17 protein-coding genes are annotated in these 19252 nt (G+C 45.6%); 9 read left to right on the top strand and 8 right to left on the bottom strand.

The genetic code is table 11. The features are described from left to right. Positions 1-7: 7 nt before the first annotated feature. The gene (locus VJL_RS17865; protein WP_038879974.1) at positions 8-2122 is read left to right on the top strand and encodes a type I secretion system permease/ATPase; all 2115 of its coding nucleotides are present in this window, start codon (positions 8-10) and stop codon (positions 2120-2122) included. Between the two features lie 51 nt (positions 2123-2173). On the opposite strand, the gene VJL_RS30220 is transcribed toward VJL_RS17865, so the two are convergent. Next, positions 2174-2308 (bottom strand): hypothetical protein, encoded by a 135-nt coding sequence (locus VJL_RS30220; RefSeq protein ID WP_265101993.1) that lies wholly within the window; start codon positions 2306-2308, stop codon positions 2174-2176. 208 nt (positions 2309-2516) lie between these two features. Between VJL_RS30220 and VJL_RS17875 the strand changes: the two genes are divergently transcribed. After that, positions 2517-3104: a mechanosensitive ion channel family protein gene (locus VJL_RS17875; protein WP_038871578.1), complete on the top strand. Its 588-nt coding sequence runs from the start codon at positions 2517-2519 to the stop codon at positions 3102-3104. Between the two features lie 295 nt (positions 3105-3399). Here the strand turns inward: VJL_RS17875 and VJL_RS28035 are convergent, their stop codons facing one another. Beyond that, complete coding sequence (locus VJL_RS28035) at positions 3400-3717, bottom strand: hypothetical protein (protein ID WP_146068424.1); 318 nt, start codon at positions 3715-3717, stop codon at positions 3400-3402. 251 nt (positions 3718-3968) lie between these two features. Here VJL_RS28035 and VJL_RS17880 point away from each other — a divergent pair, with 251 nt between their 5' ends. Further along, positions 3969-4553, top strand: coding sequence for a flavodoxin family protein (locus VJL_RS17880; RefSeq protein WP_038879977.1), 585 nt, complete (start codon positions 3969-3971; stop codon positions 4551-4553). A 60-nt stretch (positions 4554-4613) separates the two neighbouring features. Here VJL_RS17880 and VJL_RS17885 read toward each other — a convergent pair whose 3' ends face one another. After that, positions 4614-6239, bottom strand: coding sequence for an ABC transporter substrate-binding protein (locus tag VJL_RS17885; protein WP_038879979.1), 1626 nt, complete (start codon positions 6237-6239; stop codon positions 4614-4616). 171 nt (positions 6240-6410) lie between these two features. Here VJL_RS17885 and mpaA point away from each other — a divergent pair, with 171 nt between their 5' ends. Further along, positions 6411-7121 (top strand): murein tripeptide amidase MpaA, encoded by a 711-nt coding sequence (mpaA, locus tag VJL_RS17890; protein WP_081634997.1) that lies wholly within the window; start codon positions 6411-6413, stop codon positions 7119-7121. A 20-nt stretch (positions 7122-7141) separates the two neighbouring features. Here the strand turns inward: mpaA and VJL_RS17895 are convergent, their stop codons facing one another. Then, a complete protein-coding gene (locus VJL_RS17895) occupies positions 7142-7993 on the bottom strand; it encodes an SIS domain-containing protein (protein ID WP_038879982.1) in 852 nt (283 codons plus the stop codon). A 241-nt stretch (positions 7994-8234) separates the two neighbouring features. On the opposite strand from VJL_RS17895, the gene murQ reads away from it, so the two are divergent. The 4 genes from murQ (at position 8235) to VJL_RS17915 (ending at position 12304) form a co-directional block, all read left to right on the top strand. Next, complete coding sequence (murQ, locus tag VJL_RS17900; protein ID WP_038879985.1) at positions 8235-9137, top strand: N-acetylmuramic acid 6-phosphate etherase; 903 nt, start codon at positions 8235-8237, stop codon at positions 9135-9137. Positions 9138-9165: 28 nt separating this feature from the next. Continuing rightward, the gene (gene murP / locus VJL_RS17905; protein ID WP_038879988.1) at positions 9166-10620 is read left to right on the top strand and encodes a PTS N-acetylmuramic acid transporter subunit IIBC; all 1455 of its coding nucleotides are present in this window, start codon (positions 9166-9168) and stop codon (positions 10618-10620) included. Between the two features lie 152 nt (positions 10621-10772). Beyond that, the gene (locus VJL_RS17910; protein WP_038879992.1) at positions 10773-11831 is read left to right on the top strand and encodes a porin; all 1059 of its coding nucleotides are present in this window, start codon (positions 10773-10775) and stop codon (positions 11829-11831) included. A gap of 224 nt (positions 11832-12055) precedes the next feature. Continuing rightward, a complete protein-coding gene (locus VJL_RS17915; RefSeq protein ID WP_038879995.1) occupies positions 12056-12304 on the top strand; it encodes a hypothetical protein in 249 nt (82 codons plus the stop codon). On the opposite strand, the gene VJL_RS17920 is transcribed toward VJL_RS17915, so the two are convergent. Then, positions 12301-13203 (bottom strand): LysR family transcriptional regulator, encoded by a 903-nt coding sequence (locus VJL_RS17920; RefSeq protein WP_038879998.1) that lies wholly within the window; start codon positions 13201-13203, stop codon positions 12301-12303. The genes VJL_RS17915 and VJL_RS17920 overlap by 4 nt on opposite strands. Positions 13204-13295: 92 nt before the next feature. Here VJL_RS17920 and VJL_RS17925 point away from each other — a divergent pair, with 92 nt between their 5' ends. Next, positions 13296-13949: a CatB-related O-acetyltransferase gene (locus tag VJL_RS17925; protein WP_038880000.1), complete on the top strand. Its 654-nt coding sequence runs from the start codon at positions 13296-13298 to the stop codon at positions 13947-13949. A 65-nt stretch (positions 13950-14014) separates the two neighbouring features. Here VJL_RS17925 and VJL_RS17930 read toward each other — a convergent pair whose 3' ends face one another. The 3 genes from VJL_RS17930 to VJL_RS17940 form a co-directional block, all read right to left on the bottom strand. Further along, a complete protein-coding gene (locus VJL_RS17930; RefSeq protein ID WP_038880003.1) occupies positions 14015-15694 on the bottom strand; it encodes a flagellar assembly protein A in 1680 nt (559 codons plus the stop codon). 447 nt (positions 15695-16141) lie between these two features. Then, positions 16142-18160: a GNAT family N-acetyltransferase gene (locus tag VJL_RS17935; protein ID WP_038880006.1), complete on the bottom strand. Its 2019-nt coding sequence runs from the start codon at positions 18158-18160 to the stop codon at positions 16142-16144. A gap of 115 nt (positions 18161-18275) precedes the next feature. Then, entirely contained in the window at positions 18276-19250 is a 975-nt protein-coding gene (locus VJL_RS17940; RefSeq protein WP_038880009.1) for a ParB/RepB/Spo0J family partition protein, read from the bottom strand. Positions 19251-19252: the final 2 nt, after the last annotated feature.

Consider the following 19252-nt stretch of genomic DNA (forward strand, 5'->3'; position numbering starts at 1 on the left):
ACCAAGGATGAAAGACCCTTTACTGAACTCGCTGATTTACGTTAGCCGTTATTACGGTTTAGCCAACTCTCCGGAAGCGCTAATTAATGGGCTTCCACTCTCTGAGGGTAAGCTCACACCGTTTCTGCTACCGAGAGCGGCGGAAAGGGCCGGATTGGTTGCCAAGGAAAACCGTGCAGAGTTAGACCAGATCTCGAGTCTGATTCTGCCGGCTATCTTACTTCTAAAAGGTGGTGATTCTTGTGTCCTCAATAGTATTAATTTGGAGACACAAGAAGCAGAGATCACCACCCTAGAAAGCGGTTTGGTGCCTATCTCCATCCCTCTAGAAGAACTACTTGCGCAGTACACTGGTCGCTACTTTTTAGTTAAAAAACAATTTCGATATGATGAGCGCTCTCCCGAAGTGCTCAAAACCAAAGAAGGCCACTGGTTCTGGTCAACCTTGTGGCAATCGAAACGCATCTACCGCGATGTGCTTATCGCTTCTATCCTCATCAATATCTTCGCCATTGCTGCACCAATGTTCACTCGCTTGGTGTACGACAAAGTAGTCCCTAACCTCGCGTTTGAAACCCTGTGGGTACTAGCAAGCGGTATCTTCGTAGTGTTCTTATTTGATTTCTTGCTCAAATCACTGCGTAACTACTTTATCGATGTTGCGGGTAAGAAATCCGACATCCTGATTTCTTCAAAGCTGTTCAGCAAAGTAATGGGTATCCGAATGGAGTCCAAACCACCTTCTGTCGGTGCGTTTGCTCGCCACTTGCAAGAGTTCGAATCGATTCGTGAGTTCTTCACCTCTGCCACGGTAAGTGCGCTAATTGACTTACCTTTCGCGATACTCTTCCTAGTCATCATCTGGTTGATGGCGGGCGACCTGGTTTACGTGCCAATGATTGGTGTGGTGATTCTGATGATTCACTCGGCACTAATTCAAGGTCCACTGCGCCGCTCAATTGAAGAAGGTTCTCGCCTTGCTTCGCAGAAATACGCCAACCTGATTGAAAGCCTTTCCGGCCTAGAAACCGTGAAAATGCTGAGTGCACAAAGCCAATTCCAATACCGTTGGGAAGAAGCCGTTGCACACATGGCAAACTGGAACATCAAGAGCCGTCGTATTACCGACAGCATTCAAAACGCAGCGGGCTTTGTTCAACAAAGTAGTAACGTCGGCATGATCATTCTGGGTGTTTATCTCATCTCAAACGGCGATTTGACGATGGGTGGCTTGATTGCAGCAACCATGCTAAGTGGTCGCGCGATTGGCCCTATGGTTCAGCTTTCATTGTTGTCTACACGCTACAACCAAGCTAAGTCCTCAATGACCATCATTAACCAAGTGATGGAAATGCCAGACGAGCAAGAAGAAGGGAAACGCTACATTCACCGTCCTATCGTGCAAGGTAAGATTGATATTGACCGTGTGACCTTCCATTACCCAGATGCGCCAGTGGCATCGATTCGTGATTTGAGCCTAACGATTAACCCAGGTGAAAAAGTCGCAATCATCGGCCGTATTGGTTCGGGTAAAACCACGCTAGAACGCCTGATAATGGGTCTGTACAAGCCGACAGAGGGTCACGTGCGTATTGATGACACAGACATCGAACAACTTCACCACGTGGACGTACGACGCAATATCGGTTGTGTACCGCAAGATTCGAATCTGTTCTTCGGTTCTATTCGTGACAATATTACCCTAGGCCGTCCACTCACTGATGATCGCGATGTCTTAGACGCCGCCAACCGTGCAGGTGTCACCGCCTTTACTCAATCAGATCCTGCGGGTCTAGAGCGCCAAGTGGGCGAAGGTGGCGGCATGTTATCTGGTGGTCAACGTCAAGCTGTGACGATTGCACGAGCGTTCTTGGGTCGTCCTCCAGTGCTCTTAATGGATGAACCAACCAGTGCAATGGATAACCGTTCAGAGATGCACATCAAGCATCAATTAGCACAGTTAAAACCAAGTGAAACGCTGATTTTGATTACGCACAAGACCTCAATGCTCGACATTGTTGATCGTGTGATTGTGATGGAAAAAGGCAGCGTGATTGCTGATGGTCCGAAAGCGCAAGTACTGAACGACTTGAAGCAAGGTAAAGTTCGCGCCGTGAGCTAAAACGCACAAACAGAAAATCAAAGCCCCGTTGAACCCAGTGTTTCGCGGGGCTTATTTATAGAGGGTTAATAAACCAAAGTAACCAAACTCTTCGAGGAATATCCAAAGCAGTACAAAGCCAACAATAACCACTAATCCCATGATTGCCCTTTCATCTTCTTCCATCGCATCCCTACCATTTCCCATAACGATCGTAAGCTCCGTTTCTAGATTAGCAGCAGCCAACACACCAGATATCAGAGTTCGTCTCTTCTCAATTCGGAACTGAGATATAGCTCAAAATTTGTTCAAAACAAATCTCATGCGGAAACGAAATTTATAATTACTTGAGAGACAAAATCGGCTATAACACGCACCTTCTTAATATTCTCGAGTTCAAGAAATGAATCATTGGATGCATCTAGAGCAAATCAGCCAGTATTTCACGGCTGGCTCTATTGGCTATAAAGTGTTGATGGGCGTCATCATTCTGATTGCTTATCGTGTACTGAAGAAAATCGCTAACCGTGCCATTCTGAATTTAGCAGAATCCAAAGGGGTTAAAAAAGCACGCCTGAGCTTTATACAGCGTTGCTTCAACGTCGCTTTTTTGTTCGTGTTTGTGTCGATTTTCGCGATCGTTACTGGTATTGGCTATGGCGATGTGTCGCTGTTCCTATCATCGATTTTCGCAGTATTAGGTGTGGCTTTCATCGCGCAATGGTCGATTCTTAGTAATATTACAGCAAGCTTTCTGATTTTCTTTGTCTTCCCATACCGTGTCGGTGACCGAATTAAAGTGGTAGATAAAGACGAAGACATCAGTGGTGAGATTCAGGAAATTCGTATGTTCCATGTGTTGATCAAGCACGACAACGGCAACCTAATCACTTACCCGAACAACTTGATGCTTCAAAAAGCGGTCTTAAAACTGGCAAAAGAAAAAGCCAAGCCTGAGGAGCCCAAAACCACCTCACGCATTTATACCCGCAGAAAGAAATAATCCACTAAAAAGCCGATGTATCTACATCGGCTTTTTAGTATCACTTGGTGGTCACAAATAACCCAAAGTTAATGGCGAAAAACAGTGAAGAGACAAAACGTATAAGCTGAAGGTCGCCACTGTATTCTTTCATGATAAAAACATGACACATCGCCGAAACCAATAGCGCCACTTTAACCAGAGGAAGCTTCTTCTTTACGAACCTTAAATAGATGCTGCAAATAGAGATGGTGCAAGCAAAGAAAAAAATCGTCATGAATAACCTTAGCTATAACAACCTGTTTATCTGTTATTTTTATCTAAAACATATCAAAGCTGTGGGAGCAAAAAAAATTGAGAAAACCAAATAGAATATAGCTAATCCAGTACCTTTCTTCTTCCTTCTGTCGACACCAACAATACGAGGGCAAAAAATAAAAATCAGACCAATAGATATAACGAAGTAAACCTTATAGTACTCTCGTATGTTGCTAGGTATTGCAGGAAGTCCACCAAAAGCTAATTCTAGTAAGCCTTTTATACCAACCAAATTCACTGCAAACAAAATTGAGAAAAGCAATCTAGCATTCAAGTCTGGATCTGATTGACCTCGCTCTTCCATTAACTGTCGCATAGAGAAAAACACGTTAGACAAAATATTCAAAGCTTGGTCTCCAGTATTATTTGAACAAATGTTATCTCTTATTGAGCATAAGAGGCACCCGTAAAGTCACGAACTTCTCCTTTCACTATGAAAACTGCTCGATAGATCAAAATAAAATTTCCATCCTTTAAGCCATTTCAAATCACTTCTTGACCTCAACCTAGCTTGAGGTTTTAGCCTTATTCGCACGATTCAACATCAACAATGAAAAAGGAACCATTGTGTCCAAAATTGCGATTATTTATTTCTCTAAAACCGACGTTACAGGCCAGCTAGCTCGCGCGATTGCCGCTGGCGTTGAACAACAAGGCATTGAGCAACAAGGTGGATTTGAAATTCTCTCTCACCGTATTGAAGGCAGTGAGATTATTGAGGGACGTTTTGTGAACCCTAGCCTAATGGATGAACTTGCTGAGTGCGATGCGATTATCTTTGGCTCACCGACCTATATGGGCGGCGTAGCAGCACAGTTTAAAGCATTTGCAGATGCAAGCAGTGAATCTTGGTATTACCAAAAATGGGCGGGCAAAATCGCGGCTGGCTTTACTAGTGGTGGGGCAATGAATGGCGATCAGTCAATGACGTTGCAGTATCTACAAACACTCACTAACCAGCACGGCATGATATGGGTCGGATTAGATAAGATCAGCAATTCTGGCGAGCTAAATCTGAATCGCTACGGCGTGCAAAGTGGCATTGTTGCACAAGGTGGTGAAGACGGCCAGTTGCATGCCTCAGACGTTGCAACAGCGGAGTATCTTGGCAAACGAGTCGCGATGCTCGTGAATAAGCTCTCCACTCGCTAGCAATAAAGAAGCCCCGTAAGACATATCTACGGGGCTTCATATTTATCGTTTGTTTGAGTGCTACTTCTTGATGTAGAGGTCTTTCGAGTAAATACGACCCTCTACGTTGTTTTTGGCAAAACCGCCAACCGTAGGGCGAACCAAACGCGCTTGCATGTAGTAGTAAATCGGTGCGATTGGCATATCCGCCGCCAACAATTGCTCGGCTTGATCATAAAAACCTTGACGCGCTTTCTCATCGGTTGCCGCCAATGCACCGTTCATCGCATTGTCGTAGGCTTCACTGCTGTAACGAGCAAAGTTACCTGACGAACCAGAACGTAACAGACTCAAGAAGGTAGACGCTTCGTTGTAATCGCCACACCAAGAGGCACGCATGACATCGAAATCACCTTGTCTGCGCGAAACAAGATAAGATTTCCACTCTTGGTTTTCTAACTCGACCTTCGCACCTAAGTTCTTCTTCAACATGGAGGCAATGGCCACCGCAATGGCTTTGTTCGATTCACTGGTGTTGTACAGCAATTTGAAATCTAAAGATTTGTCGTCGCTGTAGCCTGCTTCTTTAAGCAGTTCACGCGCCTTTTCATCGCGCTGTTTTTGCGTCCATGTGCTGTATTCTGGCTGAGTCGCATCAAAGCCAGCCGTGTACTGGTGTGCAAACGTATAAGCAGGCAGATTACCCACTTGTGTGACACCATTCGTGATCACATCACGCATCATCGAATAAGACACGGCTTTTCGAACTCGTACATCATCGAAAGGAGGACGCGTGGTGTTAAACGCGTAGTAGTAGGTACAAAGTAGCGGAACCGCGGTATACGCTTGCTCGTAATCCTTCTTCAGCTTTTGCGCCATGTGGGTTGGTACATCTGAGGTGATGTCCACTTCGCCCACCGCATAACGATTAATTGATGCGTTTTGGTTCTCAAACGGAATGTATGTCACTTCAGTGAGATGAGTATCCGCGCTATCCCAGTAATTTGGGTTCTTTTTCAGTTCAATGCGTTCATTCACCACCCATTTATCCAGAACAAATGCACCATTGCCAACAAACTGCTGTGGGTCACTCCACGGCTTTTCGCTGTTCTCAACCGTTGCTTTGTGTACCGGCATCATCGAAGTGTGGCCTGTCATTGCGACAAAATACGGTACCTTGCTATCAAGCTCGAAGCGCAGAGTATGTTTATCGACGGCGGTGATACCGAGATCATCAAGTGACTTTTTACCTTCTGCTACGTCGGCGATGTTTTTGATCTTAGTGAGTTTGAGATACCAAACATTGGGTGAAGCCGTTTTCGGGTCCACTGCACGACGAAGTGAATAGACAAAATCATCCGCTGTCACAGGATCGCCGTTCGACCATTTTGCGTCTTTACGCAGCTGGAACACAAAGGTTTGGTTGTCTTCGGTTTGCCAAGATTCCGCAACACCAGGAACGATATTGCCATCGCGGTCTTGAATGACTAATCCCTCAAACAAATCACGAATCACGTGCATTTCTGGCAAGCCTTCGGCTTTTGCAGGATCTAGCGTTGCCGCTTCGGCGTCGTTTGCTCGCACTAGATGTTGTTCCGGCGCGAGTTGCACACCATCAGGTAAAGAGTCAGCTAAAGCAGAAGCGGATATAAATGGGGTCAATAGAGAGGATATTAGTAAGGCTGTTGAGTGTTTTTTAAATTCCATATCGATTTTTGTTCTCCTAACACGTCTTTTGAAGCAAGTACCACAAATCATCATACAAGCATTGACGAACTTTAAGTGTTCAGTTTATATCCGAGTAATATCAAAATGCTAAGTTCAACGGCTATGACTTGAGTTATATATAGATACTACTTGAACAATCAGGAGATTACGGTGAGTCTAATTCCAAGAACGGAAAGAGCGGCATTTTTAATTACGCCAACATCATATGGAAGATCGGTACTAGGTGCGCCGTTGTTGTACTTCCCAGCACAAGTAGAAAATGACTCGCGAGGCCTTATTCTCGCTGGGACACACGGTGACGAGACAGCCTCAATCGCCGGATTGTCGTGCGCGTTAAGAAGCTTGCCAGCGGAGTGTCTGAAGCACGATGTGATTTTATCGATGAACCCAGACGCAAACCAACTGGGTACGCGAGCCAACGCCAATCAAGTCGATCTAAACCGTGCGTTTCCTACGCAGAATTGGACAGAGCACGGCACAGTCTATCGCTGGAGCTCGCATACACCTGTTCGAGACGTGAAAGTAAAAACAGGCAGCAAAGAACAGCTAGAGCCAGAAGTTGAAGCACTAATTAGTTTGATTGAACTGCGCAGACCAAAATTTGTGGTCTCGTTTCATGAACCATTAGCGTTTGTCGACGACCCTGCTCATTCTGATTTGGCCAAATGGCTCGGCAAGCAATTCAATCTACCCATCGTTGACGATGTTGATTACGAAACGCCAGGGTCTTTCGGAACTTGGTGTAATGAACGCCAGTTGCCTTGTATTACGGTGGAATTGCCCCCGATCTCGGCGGATCTGACGATTGAAGAACACTTAGATGCGTTTATTGCGCTGCTGCAACACGATCCAGATCTTTAATTTCTAGCTATACGAAGCGATCAAGTAAGGATCTGCTTGATATCGGTACTGATATCACTGATCAACTGGCGTGCGCTTTCGTCTCTTTGTTGTACCAAAATAATAAACAACAGATCCGTAATCACGTTTTGTGCTGTGCGCGAAGCAATGGAAGAGCTGCGATGCTCTGTTTCATTGGCGATGGTATCAAACGTGATATCGGCAATGTCTCTCAAGCGGCTTCTCCCCGGGGCAGACAAAGCAATCACCTTTGCTCCCTGCTCTTTCGCCGCTTCCGCAGCCACCAGAATCTCTTTTCGCTCTCCTGAAAAAGAAATCGCGATCTGCACGTCTTGCGAAGAGAGCGTACGCGCAACCGCAATTTGTACGTGACTGTCTTGCTCAGATAGCGCGGTAATCCCAAGCTTAAGCAGCTTAAAACTCAAATCTTTTGCAGTAAGCGCAGAGCCGCCAATGCCCACCACTTGCACACGGCGCGCTTCACTTAACCACTTCACCGCTTGATGACACGCCTCATAAGAGAGCGCATTGGTCGTTTGGAACATAGCGTCGGTTTTCGCTTTAACCAGTTTTTGCGAAATCACCGCAATCGGATCATCCGCCAAAATATCACTGTGGAGTGGCGTAGATTGCATCGCTTGTTTGCGGCCAATATCTTCGTTCAACGCCAGTTTGAACTCGCTATAGCCTTTATAGCCAATCCTCTGGGTGAATTTAACAATGCTCGACTGGCTCACTTGCACTTGTTCAGCAAGCTCTTGACTGGTCAATTGCGCGGCTTTTTCTGCATTTTCGACAATCCAATCGCCAACCAGACGACCACTGTGAGAGAGCTGAGTACGTCTTGCGACGATTTTATTGATAACGGACACGACAAAATTCCAAAAACTTTAAATAAATTATTCCAAAACAGAAATAATCACACTTTTCTTTAACTGACTGATTAACTTAACAACCCTTATATCTACGTAAGATATTGCGTCAGTATTTCCAGCCATTATTCCAAACTTTCACTGAACAAAGAATAACCTCAAGTGTGATTTTTATCACCTAAATTGAATATTTTATTCCATAGAATCGCCCTCAGATTGAACATTTACAAGAGTACAGAACATGAAAATTGATTTAAGCCGATTGGTGACAGAAAGCCGCAATCCAGCGAGCGCAGAGATCGATACGCTTTCTACCATCGAGATGCTGCAAGTCATCAACCAAGAAGATCAGAAAGTCGCTATAGCAGTACAAGCAGTATTGCCACAAATCGCGCAAACCGTCGATGCCATTACTGCAGCGTTCGCCAATGGTGGCCGTCTGATTTACATGGGCGCAGGTACATCTGGCCGCCTTGGTATTCTTGATGCGAGTGAATGTCCTCCAACCTATGGCACACACCCAGATATGGTTATCGGTTTAATTGCTGGTGGTCATCAAGCGATTTTGAAAGCGGTAGAAAACGCAGAAGACAACGCTCAAATGGGCCAAGACGATTTAAAGACGCTGAATCTGACTCAGTATGATGTTGTGGTTGGCATCGCCGCCAGCGGCCGTACGCCTTATGTTTTAGGTGGTTTGGATTACGCAAAATCTGTCGGTGCTACAACGGCATCAATCGCTTGTAACCCAGCATGCACGATGGCAGAAGCTGCAGACATCGCGATTCTTCCGGTAGTGGGCGCAGAAGTAGTCACCGGCTCTTCACGCATGAAAGCGGGCACAGCACAAAAATTGGTGCTGAACATGCTGACTTCTGGCGCAATGATTCGCAGCGGTAAAGTGTTTGGCAATTTAATGGTGGATGTAGAAGCCACCAACGCCAAGCTGATTCAGCGTCAAACTAACATTGTGATTGAGGCAACCGGTGCACCAAAAGAAGAAGCAGAAAAAGCCCTTGAAGCGTGTGAACGTCACTGTAAGACCGCAATTTTAATGATTCTGGCTGATTTGGATGCAGAGCAAGCTAAATCTCGCCTTGCCGAGCACAACGGTTTTATTCGTGCAGCACTAAATAATAACTAAATAGCCCTAGTCCTGAAGGATAGTCCCTATGGCCAAAATTACCTCTAACACAGTATCGCAATTGCTCGCCGCAGTGGGTGGCAGTAACAACGTAAGTAAATGCGGTAACTGTATGACGCGTTTGCGTTTATCTCTCGCGAATAACAGCTTGGCGGACCAATCCGTCATTAAACAAATTCCCGGCGTAATGGGTGTGGTAGAAAGCGACGAGCAATTCCAGATCATTCTTGGTCCCGGTAAAGCTCAGCAAGCCGCCGATATGATGAATAAGTTGATCGACAGCTTAATCTCTGGTGACAGCGAAGAGCCTGACGCACCACAACAGGATCTTTCTGCTGTCGCTGCAGAGCAGAAAAAACAGATGAAGAGTAAGCAAACCAGTGCGGTTCAGCGTTTTCTGAGTAAGTTTGCCACCATATTTACACCACTGATTCCCGGCTTTATTGCTGCGGGTTTGCTGCTCGGCTTTGCCACGTTATTGGAACAAATCTTCGTGCTCGACCAAACGCCAAGCCAGTTTATGTTGGATTTGATTGCCTACATGAAGGTCTTTGGCAAAGGTTTGTTCGCTTTCTTAAGTATTTTGATTGGCTATAACGCACAGCAAGCGTTTGGTGGCTCCGGCGTCAATGGTGCCATACTCGCTTCCCTATTTGTTTTGGGTTACAACCCAGATGCAACCTCAGGTATTTACGCCGGAATGAACGAGTTCTTCGGCTTTGCGATTGATCCTCGTGGCAACATTATTGGCGTGTTGATGGCAGCGATCGTTGGTGCTCAGGTCGAGAGAAAAGTGCGTCAGTATATGCCTGACGATCTGGACATGATCTTAACTTCTGTTGTTACTCTTTTGATCATGGGCGCGGTCACCTTCTTGATCATCATGCCAATCGGTGGTGAGCTATTCAAGGGAATGTCTTGGTTGTTCCTAAACTTGAATGACAACCCATTAGGCGCAGCGATTCTGGCAGGTTTATTCTTGATTTCCGTGGTATTTGGTATCCACCAAGGCTTTGTGCCGGTGTACTTTGCCCTGATGGAAGCACAAGGCTTTAACTCGCTGTTTCCTATCCTAGCAATGGCGGGTGGCGGTCAAGTGGGTGCATCTATGGCGCTGTACTTCAAAGCTAAAAAAGACGCGCTGCTACGCACACAAGTAAAAGGTGCCATCATTCCAGGTCTACTTGGCATCGGTGAGCCACTGATTTACGGCGTGACGCTACCGCGTGTTAAACCGTTCGTAACCGCTTGTATTGGTGGTGCTGCAGGTGGTTTCTTTATCGGCTTAGTCTCTTACCTTGGTTTACCTGTTGGCCTTAATACCGTATTCGGTCCATCAGGTATCGTTGCAATTCCTCTGATGACATCAGACAGTGGCATCTTTGCTGGCATGATGGTGTTCATCGTTGGACTGCTTATCTCTTACATTGTCGGCTTCCTAGCTACCTATTTCTTTGGCTGCAAAGACGTTGATTTAAGCTAAATCATTCTAACCCCTATAGGAATGGACTAGCTCGCGTCCTTGAGCTTTCAAGGGCGCACCCTCTCTCTACTTCTCACGACATTGATTTTATTCCGTTATTCGGAAGGGGCTTTGTCGTGCTTAAAAACAATAGAAACGAAAAGGTCGTTCACATGAAAAAGCACATTTTAACTCTACTTCTCCCTACTTTAATGGCATCGAACGCAGCGATGGCCGCTCAACTTTATCAAGCAGAAGACGGTTCAGTTTTAAACCTTTACTCACGTCTTGGCTTTAACGTCACCAATAAAAATGATGAACACGGTGATGCCAATGGCGAATTTGATGGCCGTATTGGTTTGAATGGCTCACAAACCATCAACGAACATGCTTCTGTGATTGGCCAAGCGCAATACCAAGTAGGCGCAGCAGAATACGCCAACCAAGTGAACGACAAGCCTTCTCTGACAGCGCGTTACGTTTGGGCTGGTATCGATGCGCAAGATTACGGTCGAATCACAGGTGGCCGTGTTGCATCAGGATTGATCATGTTCACCGACATTGGTGATGTGTTCGCGTCATCAGACGTTTCTATGGCGCGCCAAGCAAATAAAGTGGATAAAACCGCGACACAAGTTTTCCGTCAAGACGGTACGCTGCAATACCAGAACCGTATTGGCAACTTTGATGCATCTGTGGCTTACATCCTAGGTAACAACACGTCTGAACTCGACTACGGCTACAACGCAGCACTTCGTTACACCCTAGAAATGGGCGATTTAGGTACACTAGCCCCTGTAGTTGCGATGCAAAAAAGCAAAGGCGATGCGCGTGAAAACAACGATACCGATTACACCTTCTGGGGTGCAGGTACGCGTTACTACTTGGGTGATTTGATGTTAGGTGCGCTTTACTCAGAAGATGAGCTAGAAGGTTACTTCTCTGAAACCAGTACCGATAAAGTCATGGAGCTGACCGCAGTTTACAGTGTAAATGACAAATGGGCGCTACGTGCAGGTTACCGCTCTCTGGAAAACAGCGATGGTGACGAGCTTGAACTGAAAGACACAACCGTTGAAGTGCAATACAAACTAACCCCTCGCTCTTCTATCTACACCAGTTACGTTGAGCGTAATGGCTCGCGTGGTTACGACAACGCACAAGAAGTCTCGTTTGGTGGTGCACATGCAGATGAAAGCTACTACCACTTCGGGCTACGTTACGAGCTGTAAATGTCCATACACTCGTTTTAGTTAGCTAAGATTTCCTCCTCGATATTTTTCCTGCCTTTAAAATGTCGAGGAGTGAAATCTTCCTTCTTTTCAATGACTAGCCATTTTATGAATTCCCCAGTAGGCATTGCTGCCAATTATCATTACATGCATGTTTACTTTTTCATCATTAAGCAAAGTACTCTCTCGTCAATTAATAAACGCTTAATCAATATGAGAGCCTTATGCCTGTAAAATTCTGCTCACACTGCAACAAACCTACTGAACACAAACGCGTGATGAAACGCATCAATACTCAACCAGAAAACATCAACGGCCAAACAGCCCGTTTAATGGTGTTGGTATCACGCTGTTTTGCCGGTAACCACTATCACGAGTTAACGCCTCAATTCTACTGCCGCACTTGTAATCAACACTTTCAAGGCACAGCAGAGATTAAAGGCCTGCACGCTCAAGACAACCTATCAGTTTAAAATGATTGCTGTTTGAAATGCTCAATAAACGCCTGCGTTCGCTTTGGTAAATGCTCACGTTTAGGATAAAGAATATAGAGCGGCAAGATCGCTTCGGTTTGCCATTCAGGGAGTAACGGCACGAGTTGCGATCGCTCTTCACCGTTGAGTTTCTCCAATGCGAATTCATCCAACATTGCAACGCCGCATCCCGCAAGAGTGGCTTCAAGCATGGATTGAACCAAATTAAAGCTGAGTACACTTTGCAAAGCCACTGAAACTTTTTGTTTGGTTTCCATATGATGGAAGTGCCACGTATCGAGGTTTAACACTTCATTGCGATACACAATATGGTCAAGCTGATAAAGATCTTCCGGCGTAGTTATGCTTGGTTTGTTAGACAAGTACGCTTTGCGTGCGAACGGTTTACAGTGTAAAGAGCGCAGATGGTGGCCAATATAGCCCTCGGGTGGATTGTTCGTGAAGAAAAACGCCACATCAAAGCCAGACTCAATAAGATCCAAAGGCGTTTCTGAAAAGATCACTTCGAACGTCACTTCCGGATATAACCGGCGAAACTCGATCAATGCTCGGTTCAATAACGCCGCGCCAAATGACGCCGACGCCGCGACGCGCAAATGCCCAGCGACTCGGTCACTTTCCATCACTTGTTCATTAATCTGCTCCGCCCCTTCCATCAAGCCTTTTACTTGCTGATAGAAGCGCAATCCATCGTAAGTAAGATTAAATTGTCTTGTTGTACGTTGAATCAACTGTACTGAAAGAATCTCTTCCAACTGCCTTAGCTGACGGCTCGCGTGCGCGTTTGAACAACGCAGTTTTTTCGCCGCACCAGCAATACTCTTCTCTTCACATAGAGCAATGTACATCGGCACGTAGCTTAGCCACTTTATTTCCATATGGTAATTATGAATCTCTAAAAACAATCTACTGGAAATAATAGAAAGGCTCTACACTGCTTACAACTTAAAATTGGAACGGAGAATCACGAATGAACGCATTCGATACTTGGTTACAAGGGCAAGTGATCAAAGACCATGTCACTAACCCGAATATCGAGGTGGGAGATTACAGTTATTACTCGGGGTTTTATCACGGTAAAACATTTGAAGATCAATCAGTTCGTTATTTGATGGGCGACAGCGTTACCCAACAAGAGTGGCAAGATGGTGCTTATGGAAAAGTGGACAAACTGATCATTGGCAAGTTCTGTTCAATCGCTTCTGGCGCGACCTTTATGATGGCTGGCAATCAAGGCCATCGGGTAGATTGGATTTCTACCTTTCCATTTTCTCCTGAAGAGTTTGGAGAAGATGTACAAAGCGGATTTGAACGCGCCGGTGATACTGTTGTGGGTAATGATGTGTGGATTGGCAGCGAAGCGATGATCATGCCGGGCGTGAAAATTGGAGATGGTGCCGTGATTGGTGCGCGCTCAGTCATCACAAAAGATGTTCCGCCCTACTCGATTGTTGTTGGTCACAATCATATTGTTCGCCAGCGCTTTAACGACGAATGTGTCGCCATGTTGTCAGAAATCAAATGGTGGGATTGGCCCATTAGCCATATTAAACAAGCAATGAAGATCATGTGCAGCAGTGATGTACGTGCCCTTGGTGCTTACTATCAAGAACACATTGCCTGATGTTTAAAAACAAAAGCCCGTGTACCTCTCAATACACGGGCTTTTTCATTCTTCCGATGAAAGAGTTAAATCGCGACGACGTCTTCTTCCTCTAAATTTGCCGCCACTTTGATTTCGTATTGGTTAAAGCTAAACACACAACCGCCATGGGTGCGTTTGGTTGTCACCTGTTCGTCTCCAAATTGCACTGTAACGCGCGTAAATACGCGATCTTTGGCTTCAACGATATTCTCTTCCAGTGAGACCTCAAACTCCTGCTCTGTGTGTTCTAACTTCTGTTTAACTTCTTCAAGGCGAGCATTGTTTTGCGCTTTCATTACTTCGATTTGAGCTTGTTCTTCATCAGTACGCTCTGCTTTAGGACGCTTCTTAAATTCAAGTTCCTTCCGAATCACTTCCATCGTGCCTTCTTGGGCCGATTTGTATTCTTCTTTCAAGCTGGCAATGCGTTCTTTGTAAACGGTGTAACGAGCAAAAGCCTCAACCTTCGTTGCGGTATCGCCTTCTACACCAAGTTGCGAGCAAAGCACCTTGCTTCCGACTTTGGCATCACCACCGCTTAAAGTGCCGTTTTTGCCGCTGGCATCAAGTATCGTCAGATTGCGTCCACACACAATGTCGTTATTCATGCTGTGTACAGCCAGCTCTATATCCTCGCCAGACTGCAATTCACAATACTGGGCGTAACTGGCGCGAATCGATGTTTTGGTTCGAACGTGGCAGCTTTTCGGCTGACCATCACTGACAGTGTGGCCAATAATGCCTTTCGCCACTTGGATGTCACCCTCAGCTTGAACGTCCGCGGATTCAATAAAGCCACCAACGGTAATAGAGCCGGTCGCTTTTACGATCATACCAGATTCAATATTGCCGCCGATGATGACATTGCCTTTAAACTTTACGTGTCCTGTGTTCACACCCACACTGTTTAAACACAGAGCGCTATCAACTTCGATGGTTTTATCTTTGATGAGAGGCGTACCAGATACAGAAGCGAGCAGAAGGTTAGGGTCGGCTTTGCTAATTTCTGTCCCCTTACCCGGTTTAATAGGACTGTCTTTACCGGCTTGAGGAGGAATCACTCGCCCTTGGACAGTAAAACCCGGAACGCCCTTGGTAGCAGGTGTTCGACGCATGACCTCATCACCCACGTCCACGGCAATGGTTTCACCTAAGTTTCGTAAATCAATTTTGTCGCTAGTGGTTTGGCCTTCTTTTGGTTTGAGGATACGTTTGGTGATGTCTTTAACGAGAGGCGTAAAGATGGCGTCTTTACCTTTGACTGGTTGTTTACCAACGGCGACTGGTTGAGTGAAGGTTTCTCCGGGTTTGAGTTGATTGCTGACGACCATTACTTTTTTAAGCGCCAACTTATTAATGCCTTTCGATACTCTCGCATGAGCAAGTGCTTGAACGATTTCAGGGCCACGCAAACCACGGCCACCATAAGCACCTACAATCTTCATGCTCGCGAGCATGTCGTTGTTCGACAGTTCAACTTCTACCAGAGCATTCTTAATCTGCGCAACGACAATACCTTCGTATGCTTCTGCTTTACGCTCACGAGCACAGTTAATAAATCGAACCACTTCAGCGTCATCAACGAACGCCTGACTGGCATTCATTGCTTGAAGCTGTTCAGGCAACTCCTTCTGATTTAGCTCACCTCCGAGTTCAATATCTCCCGGTAGGCGAACTAAAATCCTCGTTTTGTCTTCCGACCATTCAAGGCATATCTTCCACATAACCAATCCATCTACTACCCATCACCCAATTCAGTCTAACCAAATTCATTTTCTGAACAAACCTCTCACTTCTCAGAATCAGGCTCACATCACTAAAGGAAGCCCCGCTTTTTCTGAGGTTGAGGTAGACAGGCACAGAATTTCTAAATCACGTTAGGATTCATTTTTGGGCGGAACTGTCCCTTCATAACCAAAGCATCACGATCTTTATTTGAATATATGGGAAAGCCTCCTTAATGAACAATCTAACGTTATTAGCAATTTATTATTTAGCTCACTTCACAGATAGCTCATTGCACACAACTTGTGTTTACAGTGTAAATCGAGATTGGCTTTACATCCCAACCGAAAACCGTGGTTAAGGTGGCAAACAAAAAAGGAGAGGATTTACAGTGTAAACCCTCTCCTCCCATTAACCACTTTTACAGTGTAAATTGCTTGCTCCGTTTACACTGTAAATTTAGCAATCAAAACTTGTAGCTCTTTTCTTATCTTCGCTTCAACTTGCTTACGTCCCGGCAAGCCATATTGCTTAGCGCACGCACTCCAGTCTTTGTTTAAGAATAATTTACTGATCATCAAGTCAGACACATCAGCCAAACCACATTGCAGTAACCATTGCTGAATCCAAACAGAGACCGATTCAAAGTTGTTCCCACCTTGAGCATAACACTCGATTAAAGTGCGCTTCGTTAAATGGGACTGACAGGTAGATACCGAGGCTGGCAATAGCGCACGAAGCAAACTTGGCTCTAACTTAGGATAAGTAGACGCCGCACTCAATGGCAACAGTTCTTCGAATAGCGATTTGGCTTCGTTTATCCAAGCCTGTTGTGAGCCACACTGACGAACCATCAACAATGAGTAACACCCACTTGCCGCATCTCGCATACTTCCAAGACGAATGGATTCAAAACCAGATTGGTTCCAAAACGTAATCAGTTCTTCTGTTGCACCAAAGCTGGTGGACAAATAAGAGATATGAGGCGGCGTAGTTTGTGCCAACTGCTTTAACATTTGTTGGCCAATACCCTGCCCTTGCAAATCTGGATGCACCGCAATTCGCATGACTCGCAAAGTAGAAAGCGCACCCACATCGGCGTAACCAAGTTGATTGATAATAGTCACTGGCGTCAGGTGCCCTTTCGGACGACGTTTCCCAAGCTGAATATCTTTAACGAGATTCGAATCGAGGTTGCCCTCCTCCACAGTTAACATCACCCCGACGACTTCATTGTTATTCTGAGCCACGTAGATCTGGCAATGTTCATCTTGCAGAAGATGCAGCAAATCATTTGGCGAGGTTTGATAATGCGCATTCACAAGTAACGCAAAGCACGTTTTCAATACGGAAGGATTAGAAATCAACGCTGACTTACGGAGGTTGATTAATGAAATATCGCCAAGCTCGGCAGGTTGACTCGGAGTGAGTTCTGCATCCAGTAAAAATGCTTGGTACAACCAAGATTCCAAGTTGTCATTTACTGCCCATCGAATAGGTTGTTGAAGATGACAAAGCTTCATTCCAGGTCTTTGCTTTTGTAGCCAATCGACAAACTTAAGCGTGAAGCCACGGCCACAACCTTCATAACCATGAATGGTGGTTGAGAACACGAGACGATGATATTGCTCAGTAATCTGCTTAAGCATAGGAACCGGAATCGCAGCAGCTTCATCAACCAACAACAAGTCACACTCAGGTAAAGTAGAGAGTAATTCATCCGGTGCGATGAACTGAATGTAGCCCTGCCCCGCTTCTAATCGGTCTTTCTTAACGCGCTCTGCTGTTGATAGCAATCTGAGCGAGTGCTGATAAACAGGTTCAACCGCTTTGATGCTTGGCGCTGTGACGAGAATTCGTAATGGCTTTTGCTCTAGAAGCTGCGCGCACGCTATACCTAACGCACTGGTTTTTCCTCGACCACGATCGGCGGTTAATACTAAAGGACGTTTGCGATGCCCTGTCACCACTTTTTCGATAAAAGAAACCGCTTCAGTTTGCTCACTATACTGTTGTGCTTTTTCCGCTTGGATGAAATCTGGCAACGGAGGTAATGGTAAATTATCCTTAATAACGGTGAGTTGTTGCCATTGCGTTTGCAGCCACAGTTCGGCGTCATCCGCGTCTTGGTCTTTATTGGCAACCACAATCAATAGCCCACCGCCGACGAGTGCACCAAGAGCCGAGGTAAAACTGTTGGCGTCAAACTCTTTTCTCGCGTCAAACAGCAGCACGTCACATTCACGACCGAGCAACATATTGCCTTGCTTTGCATTTATGCAGAGGGCATTTTCTAGTTGCCAATCCCCAACACAGAACCACGTTTGATTTTGTTGCTTTTGATGAAAGTCGGCAATCAAGGTGTTTTGCCAATCGGCATCACCATAAATCACTACGCCGTTGCGTTGAAAGGCATTGTAAGATTGGCGTTGAAGCTGAGAGAGGAATTCAGATTGTGCGAGCATTACGTATGTCCGAGCATTAAACTGACACCATGTTATCACATCTCGATTCATGGAGACTTTGCCAAATTACAGACATAAAAAAACCGCCCGAAGGCGGTTTCAAACAAGGAGAGTTTTACTTCATTTTGCTCTCAACGAAAGCAAGAATTTCTTCCATCAAGCTGTCGTCAACTTTCTTCAAGTTAAGAGCAAGGTTGTTACCTTTACGGCTGTAGCTTGCACGACCTCTAACTAAATCGACTTTTTCTGCTTTCTTAGCCGGCTTCACAGGCGCTAATTCTGCAATCCAGCTTTCGATGCTTTCTGTCACTTCTTTAGTAAGACGAGCCACACCTTGAGCTGTACTGCGCTGCCACAAATAACCTTCCGACGTACGACACTTATCCAACAAGTTTTGTTGTTGTTCGCCGTTCAATGTCGAGAACTGCTTATGCAGCTTAACAATCGTTGGACGACCTAAATCACCAACATTCGGGTAAGCTTGCAGAAGTTCAAGCGGAAGTGCCGCAGCTTTTAATGCGCCACTCACCAATGCTTCACTGCACTGGAACATTTTTGCTAGTGCTTTTTGGTCTTCAGCTTCGCCACTTTCAAGCTTCGCCTGCATCTCTTTACCTTTTTCGTATAGAGACAGTGGCTTGTGCGCGTTTGCAACATCAGAAAGGAATTTCGCGTGGTCCGTGTTGATGCCGTCACCAACGTAAACCAAGAAATCCTGTCCTGCTAAGATACAAGACATACGACGGCGGCTACCGTCCAATACTTCAATCTTGCCATCTTCAGTGCGACGACCAACCGCTGGATATTGTTGACCACGTTCTTTCAACGTCACCAACACATCCGATAAAGCGTGTTCGTTTAGGAAAGATTGCTCACGAGCGTTCTCTGCAAATACGCTAGTGTCTGTCGCCACTTTATCCGCAGGAATGCGGACCAATTCAAACTGAACGGTGTTCTCGCCTGCGACAGCAAGTTCGATAGTTTGTGCTTTGTCTTTTGCCGCCGTTTGCGCTTCTTGAGGTGTCGCAACACGACGCTTATTGGTTTTACCAAATAATTTCGCGTTTAATTCAGACGTTTTCAATGCCATTT

The sequence above is a fragment of the Vibrio jasicida CAIM 1864 = LMG 25398 genome (assembly GCF_000400365.1).
GTDB classification, from domain to species: Bacteria; Pseudomonadota; Gammaproteobacteria; order Enterobacterales; family Vibrionaceae; genus Vibrio; species Vibrio jasicida.